Genomic DNA, 21,376 nt, shown 5'->3' with positions numbered 1-21,376 from the left:
TCCCGCGCTTTGCGGGGTCCCATCCCGCGGGTTGCGGGGTCCCGTCCCTCCAGCTCCGGCTCAGGCTGCGCGTTTCCGAATCAAGACGCTCAGTTCCCGACGAACTCGGATGAAATCGTCTGCTAGATCGGCTGCGACAACGTGGATCGTCGCCCATCCAGATCTTGCAAACCTCGCATCGCGCCACCGGTCCTTAGCCTGCTGCTCTGCCAGTTCGTGATGTTGCCCCTCGTATTGGAGGGCAATCTTCAAGTTGCGATAGCCCTGATCGGCACTCGGAGAATACGGGTCGGACGGGTCCAAGAGAATCTGTAGGTCCGGCTCAGGAAAACCGTGGGCGACCAGGGAAAGTCGGAGCAGGGTCTCGGGCACCGAATCGGATCCCACCCGCATATCCGCCAGCGCGTCCTTGCACCTCCCCACACCTTTGACCTTCGGGTGGGCGCGAAGCAGGTCAAGAAGAATCGCTCTGGTCGAGTACGGGGTGGTGCGACCCTCGAACCCTGCTCTGGGCTGTCTGATGAGTTGGTCGCCCAAGGCGATCAGAGTTGCGGGGGTCATTTCGGCGGCCAAGTCGAGCCATGTCCTGGCGGGCGACGAAACCCACAGACCCTGAACCTGAATGACCTCTCCCGGCAGAATTCTGACTCGGTGCCCAACGATTCCTGGGCGACGAATTCTGGGAAGATGAGTAGGTTTACTCAGGTGAAGTTGGGCGTGCTCATCGAGCGACGGCGGCAGCCACAGCCCGTGGATCGTTGCCGCGGTTCTGTGAGATCCCCACGCATCGGGCTGGACACTCAGCTGTGTCCTTACGCGGTCAAGGACGCCAACTCCCGGACCCGAGGCGGGCTCGAAAATCCCGCGACTCGTCTCCCGGACGTCGGCCATCCGAAGAGCCCTAGGCTCAATTCCCAAGGCTGCCGCCTCGTGAATAGTGAACGAGCGCTGAATGAGATCGTGAAAGCTGTCCCCCGAAGCCATGACTTTATGCTCGCACGAACCGTCACGTCGCCCGCCCGGTTATCCACAGCCCGCCGGACGGGACCCCACAACCGGCCGGACGAGACCCCACAACCGGCCGGACGAGACCCCACAACCGGCCGGACGGGACCCCGCAACCCGCCGGACGAGACCCCACAACACGCCGGACGAGACCCCGCAACCGGCCGGACGGGACCCCGCAACGTCAGGCGAGGCGCGTGAGCTCCACGGAGACGTCGAGGTGCGAGCCTCCCCCGCCCGAGAGGATGCCCTTGAGCGGCGGCACGTCTCGGTAGTCGCGGCCGCGCGCCACCGTCACGTGGAAGTCGCCCGCGGGCTTGTGGTTGGTGGGATCCCAGCTGCGCCACTCGCCGTCCCACCACTCCAGCCAGGCGTGGGACTGTCCGGCCACGACCTCGCCGACCTCCGCCGTCGACCGCGGATGAAGGTACCCCGAGATGTAGCGCGCGGGAATCCCGATGCTGCGGAGAGACCCGATCGCAAGGTGCGCCAAGTCCTGGCAGACGCCCTGACGCTGGTTCCACGCCTGCTCGGCGTCCGTCGTCACGCCCGTCGAGCCAGGCATGTAGCGCATCTCGCCGCGGAGCCAGTCGAAGATCGAATGCGCCGCGGCGTTGGGATCGCACCCCTCGACGAGGCCGGGAACGATCCCGAGCACCTCGGATCCGGGTCCCGACAACCGCGACTGCGGGAGCCAGTCGCTGAACTGGTCCTCGACCTCGGCGCTCCGGAGCTTCTCCCAGGGAACCACCGATCCCTCGGTGGGGACACGTTCGACGCGGTGCACCTCGACGGTCGTCGTCGACGTGACCTCGAGATACTCGTGCGGGAGCTGCATGTCGAACGCCGTGACGCGCGTTCCCCAGTAGTCCTTGTACGAACTCACGGCGGCCTGCGACGGCAGGACGCGGACCTGCGACTCGAGGACGACCTGCTGCGGCTCCGTGAGCGGCGTCATGCGCGCCTCGTTGTAGCTGAGCGTCACGCGCTGGTTGTAGCGGTACGCGGTCCGGTGGAGGATCCTCAGCCGGGTCATGACACCTCTCCCACCCAGGCCTGTTCATCGGCCTGATTGAAGTACTTGCGCGAGATCGCGTCCGAAGCCTGCGCGACGGCGCGCTGCACGCGCTCCATGTGCTCCGGCAGCTCGACCATGAGGTCGTCTGTCCTGTGGAACTCGAGGAACGTACGTGCCTGGCCGACGATGCGGCGAGCGTCATTGATGAGGCCGAGGCGGGTGTCGGACGGATCGAGCTTTGCGAGCGAATCGTCTGCGTCCCGGAGCGCGTACACGATCGAACGCGGGAACAGCCGGTCCATGAGCAGGAACTCGGCGGCGTGACGATCGTCGAACGCTGCGCGGCGGGTCCTGAGGAAGGACTCGTACGCGCCGGCGCAGCGGAGCATGTTGACCCACGACATGCCGGCGGTGTGGACCTCGCGCGTCGACAGCATGCGAGCGGTCATGTCGGCCCGCTCGAGCGAGCGGCCCAGGACGAGGAACAGCCAGCTCTCGTCGTGGCTCATCGTCGTGTCCGTGAGGCCCCCGACCATGGCGGTCCGCTCAAGGACCCAGTGGCAGAAACGGTATGTGCCCACCACGTCCTTGCGGTGCTGGCTCAGTCCGTAGTACGTCGTATTGAGGCACTCCCAGAGGCTCGAGGACACGGTTTCGCGCGCCCGCCTGGCGTTCTCGCGCGCCGCGCCGAGAGAGCCGGCGATGGACGTCGCATGCGTGCGGTCGTACGCGAGGGTGTGGAGCAGCTCCGCGAGGCCGAAGTCCTCGTGCTCGGGCCGCGAGCCCATGACGGCGAGCAGCTCCTTCGCCACGCTGTGCTGATCCTCGGGCGGAAGGTGGTTGAGGCGCTCGAGGTGCACATCGAGGATGCGCGCGGTCCCGTCGGCACGCTCGACGTAGCGCCCGATCCAGAACAGTGATTCAGCGATGCGGCTCAGCAAGGAAGCCTCCTCCTGTGGTCGGGGCGTAGGGCGGCGGGGAGCACGGCCACAGGACTCACTGTTGCTGTTCCGCCTGACGGTCGCGCCAGCTGCTCTCGACAGGCCACACGCTCGTGCGTTCGCGAATGCTGATCGAGTGCCGCGGTTCCGCCTCGATGGGCACGTTGCGGGATTCGGCGAGCACCCACGTGTCCTTCGACCCGCCGCCTTGGCTCGAGTTCACGATGAGGCTGCCCTCCTTGAGCGCCACTCGCGTGAGCCCCCCGGGGAGCACCCACACGTCGTCGCCGTCGTTGACCGCGAATGGGCGCAGGTCCACGTGCCGGGGCCCGAACTTGTCCCCGCTCAGCGTCGGCACGGTGCTGAGCTGGAGCACGGGCTGGGCGATCCAGCCGCGCGGATCGGCCACGAGACGCTGGCGCAGCGTCTCGAGCTCCTCCTTCGAGGCGTCCGGCCCGATGACCAGGCCCTTCCCGCCTGACCCGTCGACCGGCTTGACCACCAGTTCCTCGAGCCGGTCGAGGACCTCCTCGCGCGCCGCCTGTTCCTCGAGCCGGAACGTATCGACGTTCGCGACAATCGGCTCCTCGCCCAGGTAGTAACGGATCAGATCGGGCACGTAGGAGTACACGAGCTTGTCGTCCGCGACGCCATTGCCCACCGCATTCGCGATCGTCACCCCGCCCGCGCGCGCCGCGTTCACGAGGCCAGGGCAGCCGAGCATCGAGTCGGACCGGAACTGCAGCGGGTCGAGGAAGTCGTCGTCGATGCGCTTGTAGATGACGTCGACGCGCTGCTCGCCCGCGGTGGTCCGCATGTACACACGGTTGCCGCGGCAGATGAGGTCGCGCCCCTCGACGAGCTCGACGCCCATGAGGCCGGCCAGGAGCGTGTGCTCGAAGTACGCCGAATTGAACACGCCTGGGGTAAGCACGACGACGGTCGGATCGTCGACTCCTGCGGGCGCCGTCTTCCGCAGCGCCGAGAGGAGGCGGCGCGGATACTCCTCGACGGGACGGATGGGCTGCTGGCTGAAGGCCTCGGGGAGGCCCTTGGCCATGGCGCGCCGGTTCTCGAGGACGTAGCTGACGCCGGACGGCACGCGCACGTTGTCCTCGAGGACGCGGAACGTGCCGCCGCCATCTCGGACCACGTCGATGCCGGAGATGTGCACGCGGACGCCGCCGGCCGGCTCGAAGCCGTGGACTTGGCGGTGGAAGTGCTTGCTCGACGTGATGATACGGCGCGGGACCACTCCGTCCGCCGCGACGGCCATCTTGCCGTAGACGTCGTCGAGGAACGCCTCGAGGGCACGCACCCGCTGGGCGACGCCTCGCTCGAGGACGCCCCACTCGGTCGCAGAGATGACCCTCGGGACGAGATCGAGCGGGAAGGGCCGCTCCTCCCCCGCGTAGTCGAACGTGACGCCGCGGTCCAGGAACGTGCGCGCCATCGAATCGGCACGCGAACTCACATCGGTGAGGTCGAGGCTGGCCAAAGCTCCGGCTAGCTGGCGGTAACTGGGGCGCGCCACCTGGTCCGGCGCGAACATCTCGTCGTAGGCGCCCGTGCGGGCAGCGGCCACGGCGTAGTCCTCGAACAGATCCGACATGGAGACAGCTTTTCACCAATCGGCGACGCGCGCATGTCGGGCAGAAGTCCGGCGTGTTTCCGCGGACCCGGGCCGCCGCGCCGCCTCACGGCCGTGGTTGAATGTCCTGCGTGCCCACCGAGAACCTGAGCCGCGACGAAGCCGCCGAACGGGCCCGCGTTGTCGCCGTCGAGTCGTACCGCATCACTCTGGACCTGCGCTCCGCCGGTGATCCCGCGAGCGCTGTCTTTCCGACGCAGAGCATCATCGAGTTCCGCTCCGAGGCCGGGGCCGAGACGTTCGTGGACTTCGTCGGCGAGAGCGTCACCGAGGTGGTGCTGAATGGCCTCCCCCTCGACACGGAACGGGCGTACGACGGCGCGCGGGTCCACCTCACGGGCCTCGCCGAACACAATCGCCTCGAAGTGAGCGGACTCGCGCGTTACAGCCGCACCGGTGAGGGACTCCACCGCTTCGTCGACCCCGCGGACGGACTCACGTACCTCTACACGCAGTGCGAGCCCGCTGACGCGCGGCGGTACTTCGCGAACTTCGAGCAGCCTGACCTCAAGGCCACGTTCTCGTTCACCGTGATTGCCCCCGCCGACTGGGTGGTCAGCGCCAACGGCGCGCCCGCGGGGAAGGCGAGCGTCCGCGCGGGAACCGGGGAACCCGCCGTCGCCCGTTGGGACTTCGCGCCGACCCCGCGCATGCCCAGCTATCTCGCAGCGGTCCTCGCCGGGCCCTATCACCGGGCCGACGATGAATGGCTGGGCACGACGGGCGACGGCGCGCAGCTCGCCGTTCCGCTCGCGGCCTACTGCCGCGCGTCGCTCGCGCCGCACTTCGACGCAAGCCGCATCTTCGGGCTCACGAAGCAGGGGCTCGACTTCTACCATTCCGTCTTCACGCCCGCCTACCCGTGGGGCAAGTACGAGCAGGCATTCGTGCCCGAGTACAACCTCGGCGCGATGGAGAACCCGGGGCTCGTCACGTTCACCGAGCAGTACGTGTTCGCGTCGCGGGCCGCCGATTCGCAGTACGAGGCGCGCGCCAACACGCTCATGCACGAAATGGCGCACATGTGGTTCGGCGACCTGGTGACGATGCGCTGGTGGGACGACCTTTGGCTCAAGGAATCGTTCGCCGAGTTCATGGGCACCCTTGCGGTGGAGCGCGCGACCGACTGGACCACGTCATGGGTCAACTTCGCGAACCGCCGCAAGGCGTGGGCCTACGTCCAGGACCAGCTGCCCACGACCCATCCGATCGTCGCCGACATCCCCGACCTCGAGGCGGCCGAACAGAACTTCGACGGGATCACGTACGCGAAGGGCGCGTCGGTGCTCAAGCAGCTCGTGGCCTACGTGGGCGAGGAGGCGTTCTTCGCCGCTGCGCGGGAGTACTTCGCGAAGCACGCCTACGGCAACACCACTCTCGCCGACCTGCTCGACGCGCTGGGGCGCGCATCCGGACGGCCCATGGAGGCTTGGGCCGCCGCGTGGCTCCAGACGGCCGGGCTGCCGGTGCTCGAGCCCGAGCTCGAGTACGACGGCGGGCGGCTCGCCCGGGTCGCGCTGCGGCAGACCGCGGTGGATCCGGTGACGGGCCGGGACGCGCCCCGTCCCCACCGGCTCCGCGTGGGACTGTATTCGCGGACCGTCGACGGCGCGATCGTGCGCACCCACAGCGTCGAGGCCGACGTCGACGGCGAGCTCACGGAGCTCCCCGAGCTTGCGGGGCTCGAGGCGCCGGATCTCCTTCTGGTCAACGACGAGGACCTCACGTACGCGAAGGTCCGCCTCGACCACGCGTCCGAACAGACCGTGCGCTCATCGCTTGGGGACGTGTCGGATCCCCTCGCCCGGGCCCTGTGCTGGACCGCCCTGTGGCACGACGCGAGGGACGGCGTCTCCCCCGCCCGCGACTACGTCCGCGCCGTCGCCCAGTTCGGACCGTCGGAGACGACGATCGGCGTCCTGCTCACGGTGCTCGACAACGCTCGTCACGCGATCGAGCGGTACTCGTCCGCGAGCGAGCGGGACGCGCTGCGGGACGAGTACCTCGCAGCCGTCGCGGCGCACCTGCGGGCCGCCCAACCGGGATCCGATCACCAGTTGGCCTGGGCGCGCGCGCTGGCCAAGGGCAGCCGGTACGGCGGCGGCCAGCTCGACTTGGCCCGTTCCCTCCTGACCGGCGGCGGCCAGGTCGAGGGCGTGTCGGCCGACGCCGAGCTCCGGTGGTCCCTGTGGCAGGCACTCGCCGCTCAGGGCCTCGCGAGCGAGGCGGACCTCGACGCGGAGCTCGACCGCGACGCGACCGCGCGGGGCCGGGTGGGCCATGCGCTCGCCGTCGCCGCGCGGCCCACCCCGGAGGCGAAGAGCGCCGCGTGGAGCGAGTCGGTGGAGTCGGAGGCGCTCTCCAACGATCTTCTCGGCGCGACGGTCCAGGGCTTCTCTCTGGGTCCAGCTCACCTGCGAGCCGGGTACGAGGATCGCTATTTCACGCTGCTGGAGCCGATCTGGCGCGAGCGGTCCAATGAGATCGCGAGCCGGATCATCAGGGGCCTGTTCCCCGCGGACGCGACGCTCGCTCCGGGCGAGGCGCCGGAGGAGAACCGGATCCTGCGACAGACGGACGCATGGCTCACCGCCCACGCGGGGGCCCCGGCTGCGCTCCGGCGTCTGGTCATCGAGGAGCGCGACCATCTCCGCCGTGCGCTCGTGGCGCAAGCGCGGTCTCACACGACGTAGGCACAGGCTCGCCTCCGACCGGCCGGCCGGACTCGGCGCGGGCTTGGCTGCGGACGGTCAGTATCCGCTGCGGCCCGCGGTCCCGCAGGGCCTGCGCCCCGGGACTACGGCACGCGGTGAAGCCACGCAGGCGTGGCGAACTTCGTGGCGGCGAGTTCGCGCGCGGCTCCGAGCGAGGCGTCGGACAGTTCGACGCGCCGCGCGCCGTACCGCCGCGCGAACGTGGCCATCATCTCCTCGATGATGGCCGAGCGGGAGAGCCCCGTCTGGCGCTTGAGAGGATCGACGCGCTTCTGGGCGCTCGAGATGCCCTTGTCGGAGATCTTCTCCCGCCCGATCCGGAGCACCTCGGTCATCTTGGTGGCGTCGATGTCGTAGCTCATCGTCACGTGATGGAGCATCGCACCGTTGCCGAACCGCTTCTGCGCCGCTCCCCCGATCTTTCCTGCCTCCGTGGCAATGTCGTTGAGCGGCTTGTAGAACGCCTTCACGCCCACCGATCCGAGCGCCTCCATGACCCACGCGTCGAGGAACGGATACGAATCCGCGAACGAGAGTCCGTCCACGAGCGACGTCGGGAGGTAGAGCGAGTAGGTGATGCAGTTGCCGGCCTCCATGAACATGGCCCCGCCGCCGCTCACACGACGCACCACCGTGATTCCGTGGCGCGCGACGCCGTCTGGATCGACCTCGTTCCGGTAGGACTGGAACGTCCCGATCACCACGGACGGCTCGTCCCAGTCCCACAGCCGCAGCGTCGGGTTACGGACGCCCGCCCCGACCTCGCGGGTGAGGATCTCGTCGAGCGCGACCTGCTCGGTGATGTGCAGCGGCCTCGGCGGAATGATCTCCCACTCGTGGTCGGCCCACGACGTCGCGTGGCCGAGGGCCCGGCGCACCGCTACGGCGATGGATTCCGGATCGAAGCCGAACATGACCGTCCCGGGACCGGCAGACTCGGCGATCGCCGCACTGATCGTCGCGTTCGGCGAGTCGGTCGAGAGTCCGACGAGCGCCGCGTTGAGGTCGGCGAGGGCCTCGTCCGGCTCCAGGAAGAAGTCGCCGTTGATGCTCGCCCACGTGATTGCTCCACGCTCCGTGGCGAGGTCCGCGACCACGAGCTTGCCGCCGGGCACCTTGTATTCGCCGTGATGTTCAGCCACGGCACCCAGCCTAGTCCCGCCGTCGTACGCTCTCGCGCGCGACAGCCGGGGGGAGAAAAGGCGAAGGCGCCCTCCCCCACCGGGGACGGCGCCTTCGCTTGGCGGCAGGAGGCGTCAGGCCTTCTTGCCGAAGCTCTTGAAGCGCGCGTTGAAGCGCTCGACGCGGCCGGCCGAGTCCATGATGCGCTGCTTGCCCGTGTAGAACGGGTGCGACTCCGAGGAGATTTCGACGTCGATGACCGGGTAGACGTTGCCGTCCTCCCACTCGATGGTCTTGTCCGAGGAGACGGTCGAGCGCGTCAGGAACTTGGCGCCGGAAGCGAGGTCGTTGAAGACGACCGGTGCGTACTTCGGGTGGATGTCAGACTTCACAATGGGCCCTTTGCTTACGCCCCTGGATTTTGCCAGAGGCCAGGTGTGAACGCCCTCCCGATTGGAGGGCCAGCTTTAAATCCTAGCACGACGGCGGGGCCTCCTGCCGCGTCCCGCTCGGCGTCGCGCCTAGCGCGCCCGCAGCTCCCAGAACGCGACGGCGCTTGCCGCGGCGACGTTGAGCGAGTCGACTCCGGGGCGCATAGGGATCTTCACGGCGAGGTCGACGGCGTCGAGCGTCTCGGGCAGGATTCCCGCGCCTTCGGTGCCGAGCACGAGCGCGAGCCGCTCGATGCCTCTGGCCGCGAGCACGTCGAGGTCCACGGCGTCCTCGGTCAGCTCCATGGCGGCGACCGTAAAGCCGAGATCGCGCAGGGTGTCGACGCCCGAGGGCCACGCGTCGAGCCGGGCCCACGGAACTTGGAAGACGGTCCCCATGCTCACGCGGATGCTTCGCCGGTACAGCGGATCCCCGCAGCGGGGCGTGACGAGCACGGCGTCAACGCCGAGGGCCGCTGCGGAGCGGAAGATCGCGCCGACGTTCGTATGGTCGGTGATGTCCTCGAGCACCGCCACGCGGCGGGCGTCGGCGAGCAGCGCCTCGACGGGCACCGGCGCGGGCCGGTGCATGGCCGCCATCGCGCCTCGGTGCAGGTGGAAGCCCGTGATCTCCTCGAGGAGCTCGGGCGGCCCCACGAACGCGGGCACGTCCGGGTGAGCCGAGAGGACGTCGCCGAGCCCTTCAAGCCACTTGTCGGCGAGGAAGAAGGAACGCGGGCGGTGTCCGGCGGCCAGGGCGCGCCGCAGGACCCGCGAGGACTCTGCGATGTACAGGCCTTCCGCTGGTTCGCGGACCTTGCGGAGGTGCACGTCGGTGAGGTGGGTGTAGTCGGCCACCCGCGGATCGTCGGCGCCGTCGATCCGGACCACGCTCAAGCTGCCACGAGCTTCCCGATCATGTTGACGAGCGCGATCACGCCGAGGATCACGATGACGACGCGCAGCACCGTCGGCGACATCCGGCGCCCGATACCGGCCCCGAGGAAGCCGCCCAACAGAGAGCCGACGGCGATCAGCAGCACGACAAGCCAGTTGATCCGGTCGAAAGCGAGGAACAGGTAGGAGACCGCGGCAATGAGGTTCACGACGAGACTCAGGATGACCTTGATCGCATTGGACTGCTGGAGCGTCCCATGGAAGAAGATGCCCAGGACCCCCATGAGGAGGACACCCTGCGCCGCCGTGAAGTAGCCGCCGTAGACGCCGATCAGGAACGTGAGGACGTAGAGGATGAGCGGGAGCTTCTGATGATCCGCCTGCTCCGGGGTCACGTGCGTGAGCGCCTGGCGCCTCTTCGCCCAGGCCGAGAGCCGGGGCTGGAAGATCACGAGGAGGATCGCCACGACGATCAGCACCGGGGCGACGTAGCCGAACACGCTCTCCGGAAGATGCAGGAGCAGGTATGCCCCGAGCAGGCCCCCGAAGAACGAGACGGGCAGGAGCCGGAACAGCGTGCGCCGCGCGCTCGCAGCCTCGCGCCGATAGCCCCACGCGCCCGAGACGCCGCCGGCCACGAGACCCATGGCATTGGAGATGATCGAGTTGACCGGCGGGAACCCGAGCGAGACGAGGATCGGGAACGTCACGAGCGATCCGGAGCCCACGATCGTGTTGATCGTCCCGGCCCAGAGGCCGCCGATGAAGATCAGGAGATCGCGCCAGAACTCCAGCATCAGACGGCGGCGGCCGCGGGGGTGCGGCGCACTGCCGTGTAGCGGCCCCCGTTTGCCGTGACGTCAAGCGGCAGTCCGAACGTCTCGCTCAGGTGCTCCTCGGTCAGCACGCTCGTGATCTCGCCCTGCGCCACCACCTTGCCGTCGCGCAGCAGGAGCGCGTGCGTGAAGCCCGGGGGGACCTCCTCGAGGTGGTGGGTGACGAGCACGAGGGCCGGGGCGACATCGTCCTGCGCCAGCTCGCTCAGCTTGTACACGAGCTCCTCGCGGCCGCCGAGGTCGAGGCCCGCGCCGGGCTCATCCAGGAGAAGCAGCTCGGGGTCGGTCATGAGGGCGCGGGCGATCTGCACGCGCTTCCGCTCGCCCTCGCTGAGCGTCGAGAAGACGCGGCCGAGGAGCGGGCCCATGCCCCACTCGTTGAGGAGGCGGAACGCCCGCCGCTCGTCGTCCCTCTCATACAGCTCGCGCCAGCGGCCCGTCACGCCGTAGGCAGCCGTGACGACGACGTTGAGCACCTTCTCGTGCTCCGGGATCTGGTTCGCGAGGGCGGCGGACGCGAGTCCGATGCGCGGGCGCAGCTCGAAGACGTCGACCTTGCCGAGCGTCTCATCGAGGACGCCCACCGTGCCCTTCGTCGGGTGCATCCGGGCCGCCGCGAGCTGGAGGAGGGTCGTCTTGCCTGCGCCGTTGGGACCGAGGACAACCCAGCGCTCCCCCTCGCGCACCTGCCAATCGACGCCGTCGAGCAGCGTCTTGGTGCCGCGCACCACGCTGACGCCAGACAGCTGGAGAACATTGGTCATGGTGAAGACCCTATTCCAGACTTCCGCCGTCGGCGAACCGCATGCCGCCTCGGTAGAATCGCGGCTATGCCTTCCCGCTTCGCCCTCGTTCTCTCTGCCCGCGCGCTGTCTCCCGCCGTCGGCGCGGCGGCGGCGGCCCTGCTCGCCCCGGTGGGCGCCACCGTCGGGCCTTTCGAGGCGGCGGGCGACGCGCGGTACGAAGTCTTGACCGCCGTCGTCGAACTTGATCCGGCGCGTCTGGGCGACGCGCGGACGGCCCTCGCGGGCCTCGCCGAGGCGGACGCCGCGCTGGTGCCGGCAAGTGTGCGCGAGGCAGAGCGGAAGTTCCTCATCATGGACGTGGACTCCACGCTCATCCAGCAGGAAGTGATCGAACTCCTCGCGGAGCACGCCGGGAAGCGCGCCGAGGTTGCCGCGGTCACCGAGGCGGCGATGCGCGGCGAGCTCGACTTCGCACAGAGCCTCCATGCCCGGGTCCGGACTCTCGCGGGCCTCCCGGCCGACGTCATCGATCGGGTCCGCGAGGCTGTGCTCTTGACCCCCGGGGCCGAGGAGCTTGTGGCGGCCTTCCACGCCGCCGGGCATGCGGTCGCCGTCGTCTCGGGAGGATTCAACCAGATCCTCGCCCCGCTCGCCGAGGGACTGGGCCTCGACTACTGGCGCGCCAACGAGCTCGAAATCGTCGACGGCGCGTTGACCGGGCGGGTGATCGGCGAAGTCGTGGATCGCGCCGTGAAGGAGCACAGCCTGCGCGCGTGGTCGGCCGAACGCGGCGTGCCGCTCGAGGCCTGCATTGCCGTGGGCGACGGCGCGAACGATCTCGACATGCTGGGGGCGGCCGGGCTGGGCGTCGCGTTCCATGCGAAGCCGGCCGTGCGCGCCGCGGCCGATGCCGCCGTCGACCTCCCGTACCTCGACGTCGTCCGGCACTTCGCCGCAGTCTGACGACGGACGGGACCCACAATCCCCACCGGCTCCCAGTTGGGACGGGACCCCACAACGGTCGGGACGGGACCCCACAATCCCCACCGGCTCCCAGCCTTCGCAAGCTCAGGCCGGGGCCCTCGCCGGCGTGGCCCCAGTCGGGACGGGACCCCACAACACACGATGTTGCGGGGTCCCGTCCCTTAGCTTGTGGGGTCGCTGGTCAGCCCTGGAAGTGCTCGGCGCCGCCCACCAGCTCGGTGTGGCCCGTGGGCACCTCGGCTGTGACCATCTTCGCGACCTCGGCCGCGAACTCGTCGACGGAGTACAGCTTCCCCGCGGCCTCGCGGCGCGACTCGATCGCACCCGGCGCCGCGCGCTCGAGGAGCGTCGCGGTGATGGTGCCCTCGATCATGTCGCCGGAGACGACCACGAACGTGATCCCCTTCTCCTCGAGCCACGGGATGAGCTCGCGGAGCGCGACCTCGCCTGCCCGCTTGGACCGAGCCACCGGCTCGTAGGCGTCCATCGTCGGCGTCGAGTCGATGAAGTGGGCCTGGTGGCTCGTGACGAACACCACGCGCGCGCCCGGCTTCATGCGCTCGGCCGCAGTCTTGAGCATGCTGACCTGGGCGTCACGGTTGAGCCGCAGCGCGTAGTCCTCGCCGAGCCCGGACTCCATGCCGCCGGACGCGTTCAGGACCAGGACGTCGAGCGAGCCGAAGTTGTCGAGCGCCGCCTGGGCGAGGGCAGCGACGTCGTCCGCGTTCGTGAGGTCGCCGCCCACGGCGACCGCTCGGCCGCCCGCGGCCTCGATCTCCGCGACGACCTTGTTGGCGCGCGGCGCCTTCTGCCGGTAGTTGATGACGACGGCGGCGCCCTCCCCCGCGAGGATCTTCGCCGTCGACGCGCCGATGCCGCGCGACGAGCCCGTGACGATCGCCGTCTTGCCGGCGAGCGGACCGCCCTGTGCCGTTCCCTGCTCTGTCATGTGAGGTTTTTCCCTTCCATCGCTGAAGAAGTTCGTTGGGCTCAGTGGCCCATGCCGAGGCCGCCGTCGACCGGGATGACCGCGCCGGAGATGTAGGCCGCCTCGTCGCTCGCGATCCAGCGGACCACCTCGGCCACCTCCTCCGGCTCGGCGAACCGGCCGGCGGGGACGCGCGAGAGGTAGTCCTTCTGGGTGTCCTCGGGCAGCTCAGCCGTCATGTCCGTCTTGATGAAGCCCGGCGCGACCACGTTCGCCGTGATGCCGCGCGAGCCGAGCTCGCGGGTGAGCGAGCGCGCGAGGCCCACCAGGCCGGCCTTCGACGCGGAGTAGTTGATCTGCCCCGGCGCGCCATACAGCCCCGACACCGAGGAGATGAGCACCACGCGGCCCTTGCGCAGGCGGATCATGCCCTTGGACGCGCGCTTCACGACGCGGAACGCACCCGTGAGGTTCGTGTCGAGAACGGACGTGAAGTCGTCCTCGCTCATGCGCAGAAGCAGCGTGTCCTTGGTGATGCCGGCGTTGGCCACGAGGACCTCGACCGGACCGTGTGCCGCCTCGACCTCCTTGAACGCCCGGTCGATCGACGCCTCATCCGTCACGTCGGCCTGGACGCCGAGGATGCCCTCGGGCAGCGCCGTCTCGGAGCGATACGTGACCGCTACTTTGTCTCCGTTGGCCGCGAACTCCTTCGCGATCGCGAGGCCGATCCCGCGGTTGCCTCCGGTGATGAGAACGCTGCGCGGGGTGTGGGCTTCCGTGCTCACGGTGCTCCTTGGGGTCGTAGTCAGGCCGACTCGCTCGGAACGCGGGCACCGCGTCCGACTGCCGTTGTCTGTCGAGCATCCTAGCCGTCGGCGCCGCGGGCCGCCGCCTACCGCGCGTCAAGCACGCCGAGAGGCCCGCCGGATTGGCCCGGCTGGGGACGCCGGTGGGACAATGGATCGACTGGGAGTGTGATGGAAAGACTGACGAGCGGGGCCGACTGGGTGCCGGAGGAAGACCGGTCCTCCGACGACCCCGAGATCCACAGCATCACGACGGCTGCCCCCGGCCACAGCGAGGACATGCACAAGCGCATGGTCCGCTACGCGACCGCGATGGGCATCCGCATGGTGTGCATTGTGCTGCTCTTCGTGGTCGACGGGTGGTTCAAGCTGATTGCCGCGATCGGTGCCGTGTTCCTTCCATGGGTCGCGGTGGTGATCGCGAACGCGGGCGATCGCGCAGACTCTTCGAGCGATTCGCTCCTCGACAACCCTCCGCTCGCTGAGCTCGAAGGCGGCCTCGCGGGGCCCGGCGACGACGACGTCCTGCCCGGCGAGGTCGTGGAGAACGAGGACGACGGCGCCGATTCGGCTCCGGCGGACCGCTCCGGCGAGGCAGGACCCACCTCGCCCGAGGACGACACTCGTGATGGCCGCGGGCGGGCCTCCGGCCAGGAGCCGGGCAACGAGAAGAGGAGCGCGTGAGTCTGTTGGGAATGCTGCCCGGGGAAGGGCCCGAGGAGGCGGTGTGCTCGCGGAAGGGCTGCAGTGCCGCCGCCGCGTGGGAGCTCCTGTGGAACAACCCCAAGATCCACACGCCGGAACGGCGCAAGGTCTGGCTCGCGTGCGACGAGCACCGCGACTGGCTCGAGGACTACCTGAAGACGCGCTCGCTGTGGCGTGACACCGTGCCGCACGGCCAGCCTGCAGCGAGCGAGGGCCGCTGACGTGTACCGCTTTCTCTTCTCGCGCCGCTGGCTCACCTATCTTGGCCTCGCCATCCTGTTCGCGGTCGCGTGCGTCCTTCTGAGCCGCTGGCAGATCTCTCGGCTTGACGAGGCCCAGGCCGTCATCAACTTGGTGAATCGGAACTACGATGCGGCCCCCGTGCCGTTCGCGCAGGCCTCCGACCAGTTCACGCACCTCGCGAGCGACCACGAGTGGGAGCAGGTGAGCCTCCACGGCACGTATGACGTGGCGGACACTCGCGTGGTCCGGAACCGCCCCCTCAACGGCCAGCCCGGCTACGAGGTCGTGGTCCCGCTCCGGCTCGATTCGGGCCAGACGGTGATCGTTGACCGCGGGTGGCTCCCGATCGGCAACCAAGAACAGGGCCGGCCCGACTCGGTCCCGGCCCCGCCCTCGGGCGAGGTGACCGTCGTCGTCCGTCTGCGCCCGAGCGAACCCAACCTCGATCGGGGGGCTCCCGCCGGCCAGCTCGCGTCGATCGACCTCGCGACGTACGCGGGGCAGGTCCAGTACCCGATCCTCACGGGTTCGTACGGACTGATGGCGAGCGAGACACCTGCCGCGGCAACCACGCCAACCGCGCTGCCGAAGCCGCAGCCGGATGACGGGACTCATCTTTCCTACGCGCTGCAGTGGCTCGCGTTCGGCGTGCTCATGTTCATCGGTTTCGGCTACGCCGCGCGTCAGCAGGCCCGAAACCGCGCCATCGACGCGGCCGCGGATGCCGCAGAAGCAGCCGAGACGGCGCGCGCCCAGGGCGAGGATCACGCCGAAGCCCAGCAGGCGGCCGACGCCGCCGCGGCCCGCGCCGCCCGCTTCACCCCGAAGAAGCGCAAGCGGCCCACCGCGGAAGAAGAAGAGGACGCCATCCTCGACGCCCAGGGCTTCCGGTGACTGGCACGAACGACGGCGACCGCCCCGCCGTCGACCGTGTGCGCCGCGCCCTGCTCGCCTCCGGGTTGCCGGACACCGTGACAACGTTCGACGACGACGTCCCCACCGCGGTCGCGGCGGCCGAGGTCCTGGGGTGCGAGGTCGGCGCGATCGCGAACAGCCTCGTGTTCGAGCTCGACGGCGCCCCGCTGCTCATCCTTGCGAGTGGCGCGGCCCGCGTCGACACGAAGCTCGTGGCGCGGCAGCTCGGTTCCGGGAAGATCAAGCGCGCGACCCCCGAGTTCGTGCTCGAACACACCGGTCAGCGCGTGGGCGGCGTGGCCCCCGTGGGGCATCCGGAGCGCCTGCGGACTCTCATCGACGTGCACCTGAGCGGGTATCCCCTGCTTTGGGCGGGGGCCGGCGACCACCAGTCGATGCTCTCGATCAGCTACCCCGATCTGGCACGTGTCACCGGCGCGGAGCCGCTCGAGGTGCGTTAAGGCATCTGAACCCGCCGGACGGCAGGGGCGGATGCGTTCTTTTTGCCACTGTGCGCGTTGCCACTGTGCGCGAGGTGCCGCGCGATCTTTTCATTCCCGGCCACCAGCTTCGTCGGCCATGCTGTCGACGAGGGAAGGGGCCGAGCTTAGGTCGAGTCCTCCACCAAAATACGGTGAGAGTCGAGATCTTCGGGTCTCCCATCTGCCAGGATCTCGTAGACCGTACGCATCGGGTTCTCGACCGTGTTCCAGAGGTCCTCCATGCGCTTGGCTTCGTGCCTAACAAAATCGAAGTCAAATGCCACAGATCTCGGCGGCTTAGGGTCGAGCACCGTGTTTTTCGCGATGTCGGACTGGGCGATTCCCGTCCTCGCCCTCTCGTCCGTTCCCAAAAAACGGGAGAGGAGGACCTGCGACACATAATGCTGCGCTTTGGTGCTTGACCTCCCGGTCTACTCATGGCGCCCCCAAATATCCCCAACCGCGCCAGACCACGCCCGAAAGGAGAGTCTTAAAAGACCCATACATCGTCAGCGTTCCCCGCTGTGAGTTCGTCTTCTTCTCGTGAGGTAGTAGGCGATGACGAGCGCTGCGAGCAGCACGGAGAGTATCGCGATGGTTCCGCGGGATACGGGCACTTGGCCGGTGATCCACATGATGAGGATGATGGCGGGATTCCACCCCATTCCGTCGGTCGAGTACCAGTCGGTGCCTGTGGGTGTGAGCTGTTCCCCGCCCCACGCAGAGATGAGGACGGCGCCCAAGAAGAGGACGATCCACAGAGCTGGCCCACGGTAGGGTTTCCGCGCCGAATCCACTCGGGTCGAACGTAGTCCCTTTGGAAAGGCGGCCGTCGGTGGTGTCAGCATCGAGCCCGTCGGTTGGATCATGCGTGCCAGCGCCCGCGACCGCTGAACGAGAGCACTAAATTCGGATCCATCCAGATAGTCTTCCCCGGCCGCCCGAATGACCGCCCCAAGATATGGGTCTCGCTGTTCGAGCTCCTTGTATCTAAAGGGAAAGGTCGTGTAGCCGGCCCGCTTTTCTGCGCGCTCCTTGGCCGAAGACCAGGCATAAGACACGGTGTGCGAAGAAAGCGGCAGAAACCCCATCAGGACGAGTGTCGTCGTGAACCACGAGCCCGGGACCTTTAGCCACATCAGAAGGAGAAGGAACAGGTACCACCCGCCTGTGACGAAAGCCATCCTGACTGCGGCCCCCAGAAGCACGTACGCAGACGGTCCCTTGAGCAGGTCACGGTTCACGGACACCCCCAATCTCTTGCCGCCTCAGACGGCAGCGAAAGCTTACGCCCCGAAAGGAGACCGTTGAAAGACACGTCCGGCTCACGCTGGCGACACGTGCCCGCCCGCGCTAGCCGATGGCCCGCGATCGGCTGGGATGAGGATCAAGGGTTCCGCCGACCCGTCGAGATGGTCTTCCAACCGAAATAGCAGAGCAGCACGACCCCTGCGGCCATAAGGAGCGACCCCAGCCCGTAGGTGTCCAAGAACTGATCCGGCAAACCTCCGAGAATAAAACCGGCAACTATGGCGGGCAAACCATTGGCGGCAAGACGCGCCTGATATTTCCGCTCCAAATGGATCTCCAAACGGGTCTCATCGCCTGCCGAAACGGGGCGCAGATGCGGCCATCACAAGGCGGCCCGCTACTCCCAGGAGCGGCGGGCCGCACCCTTTTTGACCTATCGTGACCCGACCGGCGAGCAGGCCGTGGGCAACATCATCCGCGCACAGCGCGAGAAAGGGGCGTCGCGCTGATGCCGTGGTTCAATGCGGACTCGAAGATGCACTCGCACCCGAAGATCCGGGCGGCAGGGCTCGAGGCCATGGGCCTGTGGCCTGTCTCTGGGACGTACGCGGCGGAGTTCCTCACGGGCCGCCCGGTCTCCACATTCCGCTCATAGCCCTGATCGACCAGATGGTCCAGAACCCGCCGATCTCCTGTCACTGGCTGAAGCTCGGTAGACCAGAATCTATTCGCGAGTGACCCGCGGGCCGAAGAAAAGACTGCGAGAAGAGACGAGATGCGGTGAGTCAATTCCGCCGCCGATTCCTCGCGGGTGCCCCAGCCGGCTCGCAGCAGAAATAAACTTGGGATCGTCACTAGAGCGCCGCCGTGTCATTCACCCTGCATAGCCGGGATAGGACGCATAAGTCCAGCCTTGAAGACCTGATCCACGAGCGCAAGACCATCTTCGAGGAGTCGGTCGCCGGTAAGATCGACGCTCAGGAGCGTGCCGTTCGCGAAACGTTCGAGGTGCGCCACTTGAACTCGAGACAAGTCGCCGGCCACGACATTGTCTGCGAGCCAGGTCACGAACCCGATCGTCGGATATGTGATTCCCTGAACTTTTTGCGCACGAAGAAGGTCAGTGCAATCCAGAGAGGCGGCATCGGGCTCCCAAACACGGACGAACTTTTTCACGAGCTCTACCGCACGAGGCAGCACCTCGGCCTCTATCGGGAATCGCTCCTCGTTCCGCTGCGGGCCGAGTCCCCCGAAAGTTACCAACGCCGAGTTGACGGCAAGACCTTGAATCCCGGCCTCGGCGCCAAGGGTGGAAGTTAAATCCACAGCTGCGGGCCTCTCCGTGCTGTATGGCTCCTGCAAGAGCGATACGTGAGTTCCGGCGGCCCAAATTGGTTGTCCGGTCGCATCGTCCTTCTCGTACCGGGCTAGAACTATCTTCTCAAGCTCGACCCGATCGCCGGTCACCAAGACGGGCTCCGCCGACCACATCGGCTGACCAATTCTCCCCCCCAACGACTCCAGATAGCCTAGCAACTCCCATATCCGGTCCACAATCGATTCAAGGCTTTCACCTCGCCCTCCCCATTTTGCACGCAATAACATCTTTCCTGGAATCATGATTGGTTCCTTCTTCTATTCTTCAAGTCATTACGCTTTCGGCGTGTAGTAAACTTCGACGGAAATATCCGAATCTAAGAAGACGTCTCGCACAGCATCCGCGACGTCCCGATTTGAAAAGTGCCATTCGATCCTAGCCTCTGGACACAGTCGCCGAACTGCTTCGGCTTGGCTCCTGGCTTGTTCAATAAATTCCTGTCCATGCTTCGTGAAGAAGAATCTTGGCTTCGCCGGATCGACCATGATTCCATACCCATCCTTAGCTTCAAGGAATATCTCGCGTGGTGGCCGCCCGCGCCACACGTGACCGTCGAACTGAACTGGCTTTCCGAATTCCCTTGGGACAAGATACTCGGGAACGTAACCTTGGGCGTTCCGGCGAATGCCGGCGATCTGTTCTTGGTAGACCTTCCATTCTTCACCTGGAGAATTTCGCTTAATATACTCCCATGTTCCAGCGCTTCCATCAGAGTCACCTGAGGCCGGTGTTCGAGGTGGGTCACCCCCTGGATGGTGGAGGCCCGGGGCGTATGGGTCTCGCGGGAGCCTTCCCGTTTCGTCCGGCGAAGCATGAACGCCTGGCCCGAGGTGTACCTCGGAGTCACTGCGGGGAAAGGAGTTGCCTCCGTCTGCCGAGCCAGCGATACCGAGATCTACGCTACGGGTATCCGACGCTGAGTGGCCCGGAAGTTCTGATTGGCTGAGGCCGTCGAGATCGAGTTGGGTTTCGCGGGTGCCCAAGTCGGAGAGTGTCTCCCGCGCGTGCCCGCTCTGCCCGGCCACGTCCGCACCGGTCTTCTCGCGATCGGCGAGGCGTTGCTCGATCGACTCGGTGGCGTGACCGGCCGTCTTGCCCGCGCTTGCAGCGGCATCCTCCGCCGCCTTCCCGCCTTGGGCTGCTTCCTCGGCGGTCTTGGACCCCTTGGCGAGCTTCGCGGCCACGCCCGCGCCCTTGAGCGCTCCCGCCGCCTCACCCGGCCCCGGGACCAGGAAACCGCCGATGCCGACAGCCGCCATGCCCAGCGCCTCGCCAGGGTTCTTTCCCCAGGTGTCCCATGCGACGAGCGACTTGGCCATGGCCTGGACGTTCTCGTTGGCCTCCTTGAACACCGGCACGCCCATCGAGCCTAGGATCGGCGCAAGCGGGTTCAGGGACAGCGCCAAGGAGCCGATCCCGAGACCGAATCCCTTCCACGCGCTGGCATAGGCGTCGCCCCGCCAGTACTCGTTCCGCTGCGGGTCGTACCCCACAGCGAGGCCACCGAGCCCCTGGCTTGTCTCCTTCAGGGCGTTGCCCGCGCCCCACCACATGCTCTCCCCGCAGTTGCGGTCCTCGTCCGCGCGCTGGCCCCACGGCAGGTCCACCGCTTCAGCTCCAGACTGCTTGAGCTCCCACGCCTCCACGCGGGCCACCGGAGCACTACCGCCTGTGCGCTGTCGGTTGATCTCGTCGGCGCAGTCCGCCTCGGCCTGGCTCAGCTTGGCGTAGGCGTCTGCGACCCGGTCGAGCAGGCGGTTGTTCCGGTCCACGTACGATCCCGATTCGTGCCACGGCGCGAGGATCTGCGGGCCGTCAGGCCCTGAACGGGCGGTCTCCCCCTTCGAGATCAGGTAGTCCACCGGATCCTGAGGCGACAGCAGCGCGCCCATCGCGGCGCCGTCGACCATTCCGGAAGCGCCCATCCCAGCCGTAGCCAGCGCATCAAACTCGTAGCGCTTGGTCTCGGACGCGTTCACCCATACGAGCCCGTCCGGGCCGACCTCATCAACGAACGCCGCCGCGTCGGCTCGAACGGCCGCAAGCTCGGCCTTGATCGGCTGAATTCGGTCCGCGTACTCCTCGAGCGTGCGCGACACGGCATCGAGCCGCCCAGCGAAATCACGAGCGGCCCGGTTCGCAGGCTCCATCGCGCGGTACACGATAGCCGCCTCCGGTGACTCGAACACTGCAGGGAGCCCGGCCCAAGCCGCCTCAACCCCGTCAGCCCCGGCCGCAATCCGGCGACGCGACGCAACCAGGCCGTCCGCGACAGTTCGCACGCGACCAGGATCCAGTTCCTCCCCAGGGATCCGATCCG

The 21,376-nt window shown here is 67.7% G+C and carries 22 protein-coding genes; 7 read left to right on the top strand and 15 right to left on the bottom strand.

Going from position 1 to position 21,376, the window contains the following annotated elements:
• Window positions 1-60: 60 nt before the first annotated feature.
• The 4 genes from E6A26_RS12795 to E6A26_RS12780 all read right to left on the bottom strand — a co-directional run bounded on the left by E6A26_RS12795 (window position 61) and on the right by E6A26_RS12780 (window position 4,576).
• Entirely contained in the window at window positions 61-984 is a 924-nt protein-coding gene (locus E6A26_RS12795) for a hypothetical protein (protein WP_136611590.1), read from the bottom strand.
• A gap of 205 nt (window positions 985-1,189) precedes the next feature.
• Window positions 1,190-2,041, bottom strand: a complete 852-nt coding sequence (locus E6A26_RS12790) for a transglutaminase family protein (RefSeq protein WP_136611589.1) — start codon at window positions 2,039-2,041, stop codon at window positions 1,190-1,192.
• Window positions 2,038-2,964 (bottom strand): alpha-E domain-containing protein, encoded by a 927-nt coding sequence (locus tag E6A26_RS12785; RefSeq protein ID WP_136611588.1) that lies wholly within the window; start codon window positions 2,962-2,964, stop codon window positions 2,038-2,040. The genes E6A26_RS12790 and E6A26_RS12785 overlap by 4 nt, the downstream gene beginning before the upstream one ends.
• A gap of 55 nt (window positions 2,965-3,019) precedes the next feature.
• Entirely contained in the window at window positions 3,020-4,576 is a 1,557-nt protein-coding gene (locus tag E6A26_RS12780) for a circularly permuted type 2 ATP-grasp protein (protein WP_136611587.1), read from the bottom strand.
• A 110-nt stretch (window positions 4,577-4,686) separates the two neighbouring features.
• On the opposite strand from E6A26_RS12780, the gene pepN reads away from it, so the two are divergent.
• Window positions 4,687-7,308 (top strand): aminopeptidase N, encoded by a 2,622-nt coding sequence (gene pepN / locus E6A26_RS12775; protein WP_136611586.1) that lies wholly within the window; start codon window positions 4,687-4,689, stop codon window positions 7,306-7,308.
• Between the two features lie 104 nt (window positions 7,309-7,412).
• Here pepN and E6A26_RS12770 read toward each other — a convergent pair whose 3' ends face one another.
• From E6A26_RS12770 to E6A26_RS12750, 5 genes are all read right to left on the bottom strand, one after another.
• Window positions 7,413-8,471, bottom strand: a complete 1,059-nt coding sequence (locus E6A26_RS12770; protein ID WP_136611585.1) for a lipoate--protein ligase family protein — start codon at window positions 8,469-8,471, stop codon at window positions 7,413-7,415.
• Between the two features lie 114 nt (window positions 8,472-8,585).
• Window positions 8,586-8,843 carry a type B 50S ribosomal protein L31 gene (locus E6A26_RS12765; protein ID WP_136611584.1) on the bottom strand — a complete coding sequence of 86 codons (258 nt, stop codon included), beginning with the start codon at window positions 8,841-8,843 and terminating at the stop codon, window positions 8,586-8,588.
• 129 nt (window positions 8,844-8,972) lie between these two features.
• Window positions 8,973-9,779, bottom strand: coding sequence for a TrmH family RNA methyltransferase (locus E6A26_RS12760; protein ID WP_136611583.1), 807 nt, complete (start codon window positions 9,777-9,779; stop codon window positions 8,973-8,975).
• The gene (locus E6A26_RS12755; RefSeq protein WP_407695384.1) at window positions 9,776-10,573 is read right to left on the bottom strand and encodes a sulfite exporter TauE/SafE family protein; all 798 of its coding nucleotides are present in this window, start codon (window positions 10,571-10,573) and stop codon (window positions 9,776-9,778) included. Before E6A26_RS12755 ends, E6A26_RS12760 begins: the two co-directional genes overlap by 4 nt.
• Before the next feature lie 2 nt (window positions 10,574-10,575).
• Window positions 10,576-11,379: an ABC transporter ATP-binding protein gene (locus E6A26_RS12750; protein ID WP_136611581.1), complete on the bottom strand. Its 804-nt coding sequence runs from the start codon at window positions 11,377-11,379 to the stop codon at window positions 10,576-10,578.
• A 66-nt stretch (window positions 11,380-11,445) separates the two neighbouring features.
• Here E6A26_RS12750 and serB point away from each other — a divergent pair, with 66 nt between their 5' ends.
• On the top strand, window positions 11,446-12,324 hold the full coding sequence (gene serB, locus E6A26_RS12745; protein ID WP_136611580.1) for a phosphoserine phosphatase SerB: 879 nt from the start codon (window positions 11,446-11,448) through the stop codon (window positions 12,322-12,324).
• Between the two features lie 202 nt (window positions 12,325-12,526).
• On the opposite strand, the gene E6A26_RS12740 is transcribed toward serB, so the two are convergent.
• Window positions 12,527-13,294, bottom strand: a complete 768-nt coding sequence (locus tag E6A26_RS12740) for an SDR family oxidoreductase (RefSeq protein ID WP_136611579.1) — start codon at window positions 13,292-13,294, stop codon at window positions 12,527-12,529.
• A gap of 41 nt (window positions 13,295-13,335) precedes the next feature.
• Complete coding sequence (locus E6A26_RS12735; protein WP_136611578.1) at window positions 13,336-14,061, bottom strand: beta-ketoacyl-ACP reductase; 726 nt, start codon at window positions 14,059-14,061, stop codon at window positions 13,336-13,338.
• A gap of 192 nt (window positions 14,062-14,253) precedes the next feature.
• Between E6A26_RS12735 and E6A26_RS12730 the strand changes: the two genes are divergently transcribed.
• The 4 genes from E6A26_RS12730 to E6A26_RS12715 are packed head-to-tail and all read left to right on the top strand — an operon-like array spanning window position 14,254 to window position 16,406.
• Window positions 14,254-14,766, top strand: a complete 513-nt coding sequence (locus E6A26_RS12730; RefSeq protein ID WP_136611678.1) for a DUF3099 domain-containing protein — start codon at window positions 14,254-14,256, stop codon at window positions 14,764-14,766.
• Window positions 14,767-14,777: 11 nt separating this feature from the next.
• Complete coding sequence (locus E6A26_RS12725) at window positions 14,778-15,008, top strand: hypothetical protein (protein ID WP_136611677.1); 231 nt, start codon at window positions 14,778-14,780, stop codon at window positions 15,006-15,008.
• 1 nt (window position 15,009) lies between these two features.
• Complete coding sequence (locus tag E6A26_RS12720; RefSeq protein WP_136611577.1) at window positions 15,010-15,924, top strand: SURF1 family cytochrome oxidase biogenesis protein; 915 nt, start codon at window positions 15,010-15,012, stop codon at window positions 15,922-15,924.
• Entirely contained in the window at window positions 15,921-16,406 is a 486-nt protein-coding gene (locus E6A26_RS12715) for a YbaK/EbsC family protein (protein ID WP_136611576.1), read from the top strand. The genes E6A26_RS12720 and E6A26_RS12715 overlap by 4 nt, the downstream gene beginning before the upstream one ends.
• Window positions 16,407-16,552: 146 nt before the next feature.
• Here the strand turns inward: E6A26_RS12715 and E6A26_RS12710 are convergent, their stop codons facing one another.
• Entirely contained in the window at window positions 16,553-16,825 is a 273-nt protein-coding gene (locus E6A26_RS12710) for a hypothetical protein (protein ID WP_136611575.1), read from the bottom strand.
• A gap of 111 nt (window positions 16,826-16,936) precedes the next feature.
• On the bottom strand, window positions 16,937-17,671 hold the full coding sequence (locus E6A26_RS12705) for a hypothetical protein (RefSeq protein ID WP_136611574.1): 735 nt from the start codon (window positions 17,669-17,671) through the stop codon (window positions 16,937-16,939).
• A 515-nt stretch (window positions 17,672-18,186) separates the two neighbouring features.
• On the opposite strand from E6A26_RS12705, the gene E6A26_RS17645 reads away from it, so the two are divergent.
• Window positions 18,187-18,333, top strand: coding sequence for a hypothetical protein (locus E6A26_RS17645; RefSeq protein ID WP_168928746.1), 147 nt, complete (start codon window positions 18,187-18,189; stop codon window positions 18,331-18,333).
• A gap of 215 nt (window positions 18,334-18,548) precedes the next feature.
• Here the strand turns inward: E6A26_RS17645 and E6A26_RS12700 are convergent, their stop codons facing one another.
• Window positions 18,549-19,298, bottom strand: a complete 750-nt coding sequence (locus E6A26_RS12700) for a hypothetical protein (RefSeq protein WP_136611573.1) — start codon at window positions 19,296-19,298, stop codon at window positions 18,549-18,551.
• 30 nt (window positions 19,299-19,328) lie between these two features.
• Complete coding sequence (locus tag E6A26_RS12695) at window positions 19,329-21,338, bottom strand: Tox-REase-5 domain-containing protein (RefSeq protein WP_136611572.1); 2,010 nt, start codon at window positions 21,336-21,338, stop codon at window positions 19,329-19,331.
• Between the last annotated feature and the right edge of the window lie 38 nt (window positions 21,339-21,376).

Source organism: Sinomonas albida (genome assembly GCF_004919045.1).
GTDB lineage: Bacteria > Actinomycetota > Actinomycetes > Actinomycetales > Micrococcaceae > Sinomonas > Sinomonas albida.
This window is presented reverse-complemented; position numbering and strand designations above follow the sequence as displayed.

Bases quoted from the DNA above. Each gene is read 5' to 3' on its own strand.
- E6A26_RS12790 (WP_136611589.1), bottom strand. From the start codon at position 2,041: ATGACCCGGCTGAGGATCCTCCACCGGACCGCGTACCGCTACAACCAG.
- E6A26_RS12780 (WP_136611587.1), bottom strand. From the start codon at position 4,576: ATGTCGGATCTGTTCGAGGACTACGCCGTGGCCGCTGCCCGCACGGGC.
- E6A26_RS12725 (WP_136611677.1), top strand. From the start codon at position 14,778: ATGCTGCCCGGGGAAGGGCCCGAGGAGGCGGTGTGCTCGCGGAAGGGC.
- E6A26_RS12750 (WP_136611581.1), bottom strand. From the start codon at position 11,379: ATGACCAATGTTCTCCAGCTGTCTGGCGTCAGCGTGGTGCGCGGCACC.
- serB (WP_136611580.1), top strand. From the start codon at position 11,446: ATGCCTTCCCGCTTCGCCCTCGTTCTCTCTGCCCGCGCGCTGTCTCCC.
- E6A26_RS12700 (WP_136611573.1), bottom strand. From the start codon at position 19,298: ATGATTCCAGGAAAGATGTTATTGCGTGCAAAATGGGGAGGGCGAGGT.
- E6A26_RS12740 (WP_136611579.1), bottom strand. From the start codon at position 13,294: ATGACAGAGCAGGGAACGGCACAGGGCGGTCCGCTCGCCGGCAAGACG.
- E6A26_RS12730 (WP_136611678.1), top strand. From the start codon at position 14,254: ATGGAAAGACTGACGAGCGGGGCCGACTGGGTGCCGGAGGAAGACCGG.
- E6A26_RS12795 (WP_136611590.1), bottom strand. From the start codon at position 984: ATGGCTTCGGGGGACAGCTTTCACGATCTCATTCAGCGCTCGTTCACT.
- E6A26_RS17645 (WP_168928746.1), top strand. From the start codon at position 18,187: ATGCCGTGGTTCAATGCGGACTCGAAGATGCACTCGCACCCGAAGATC.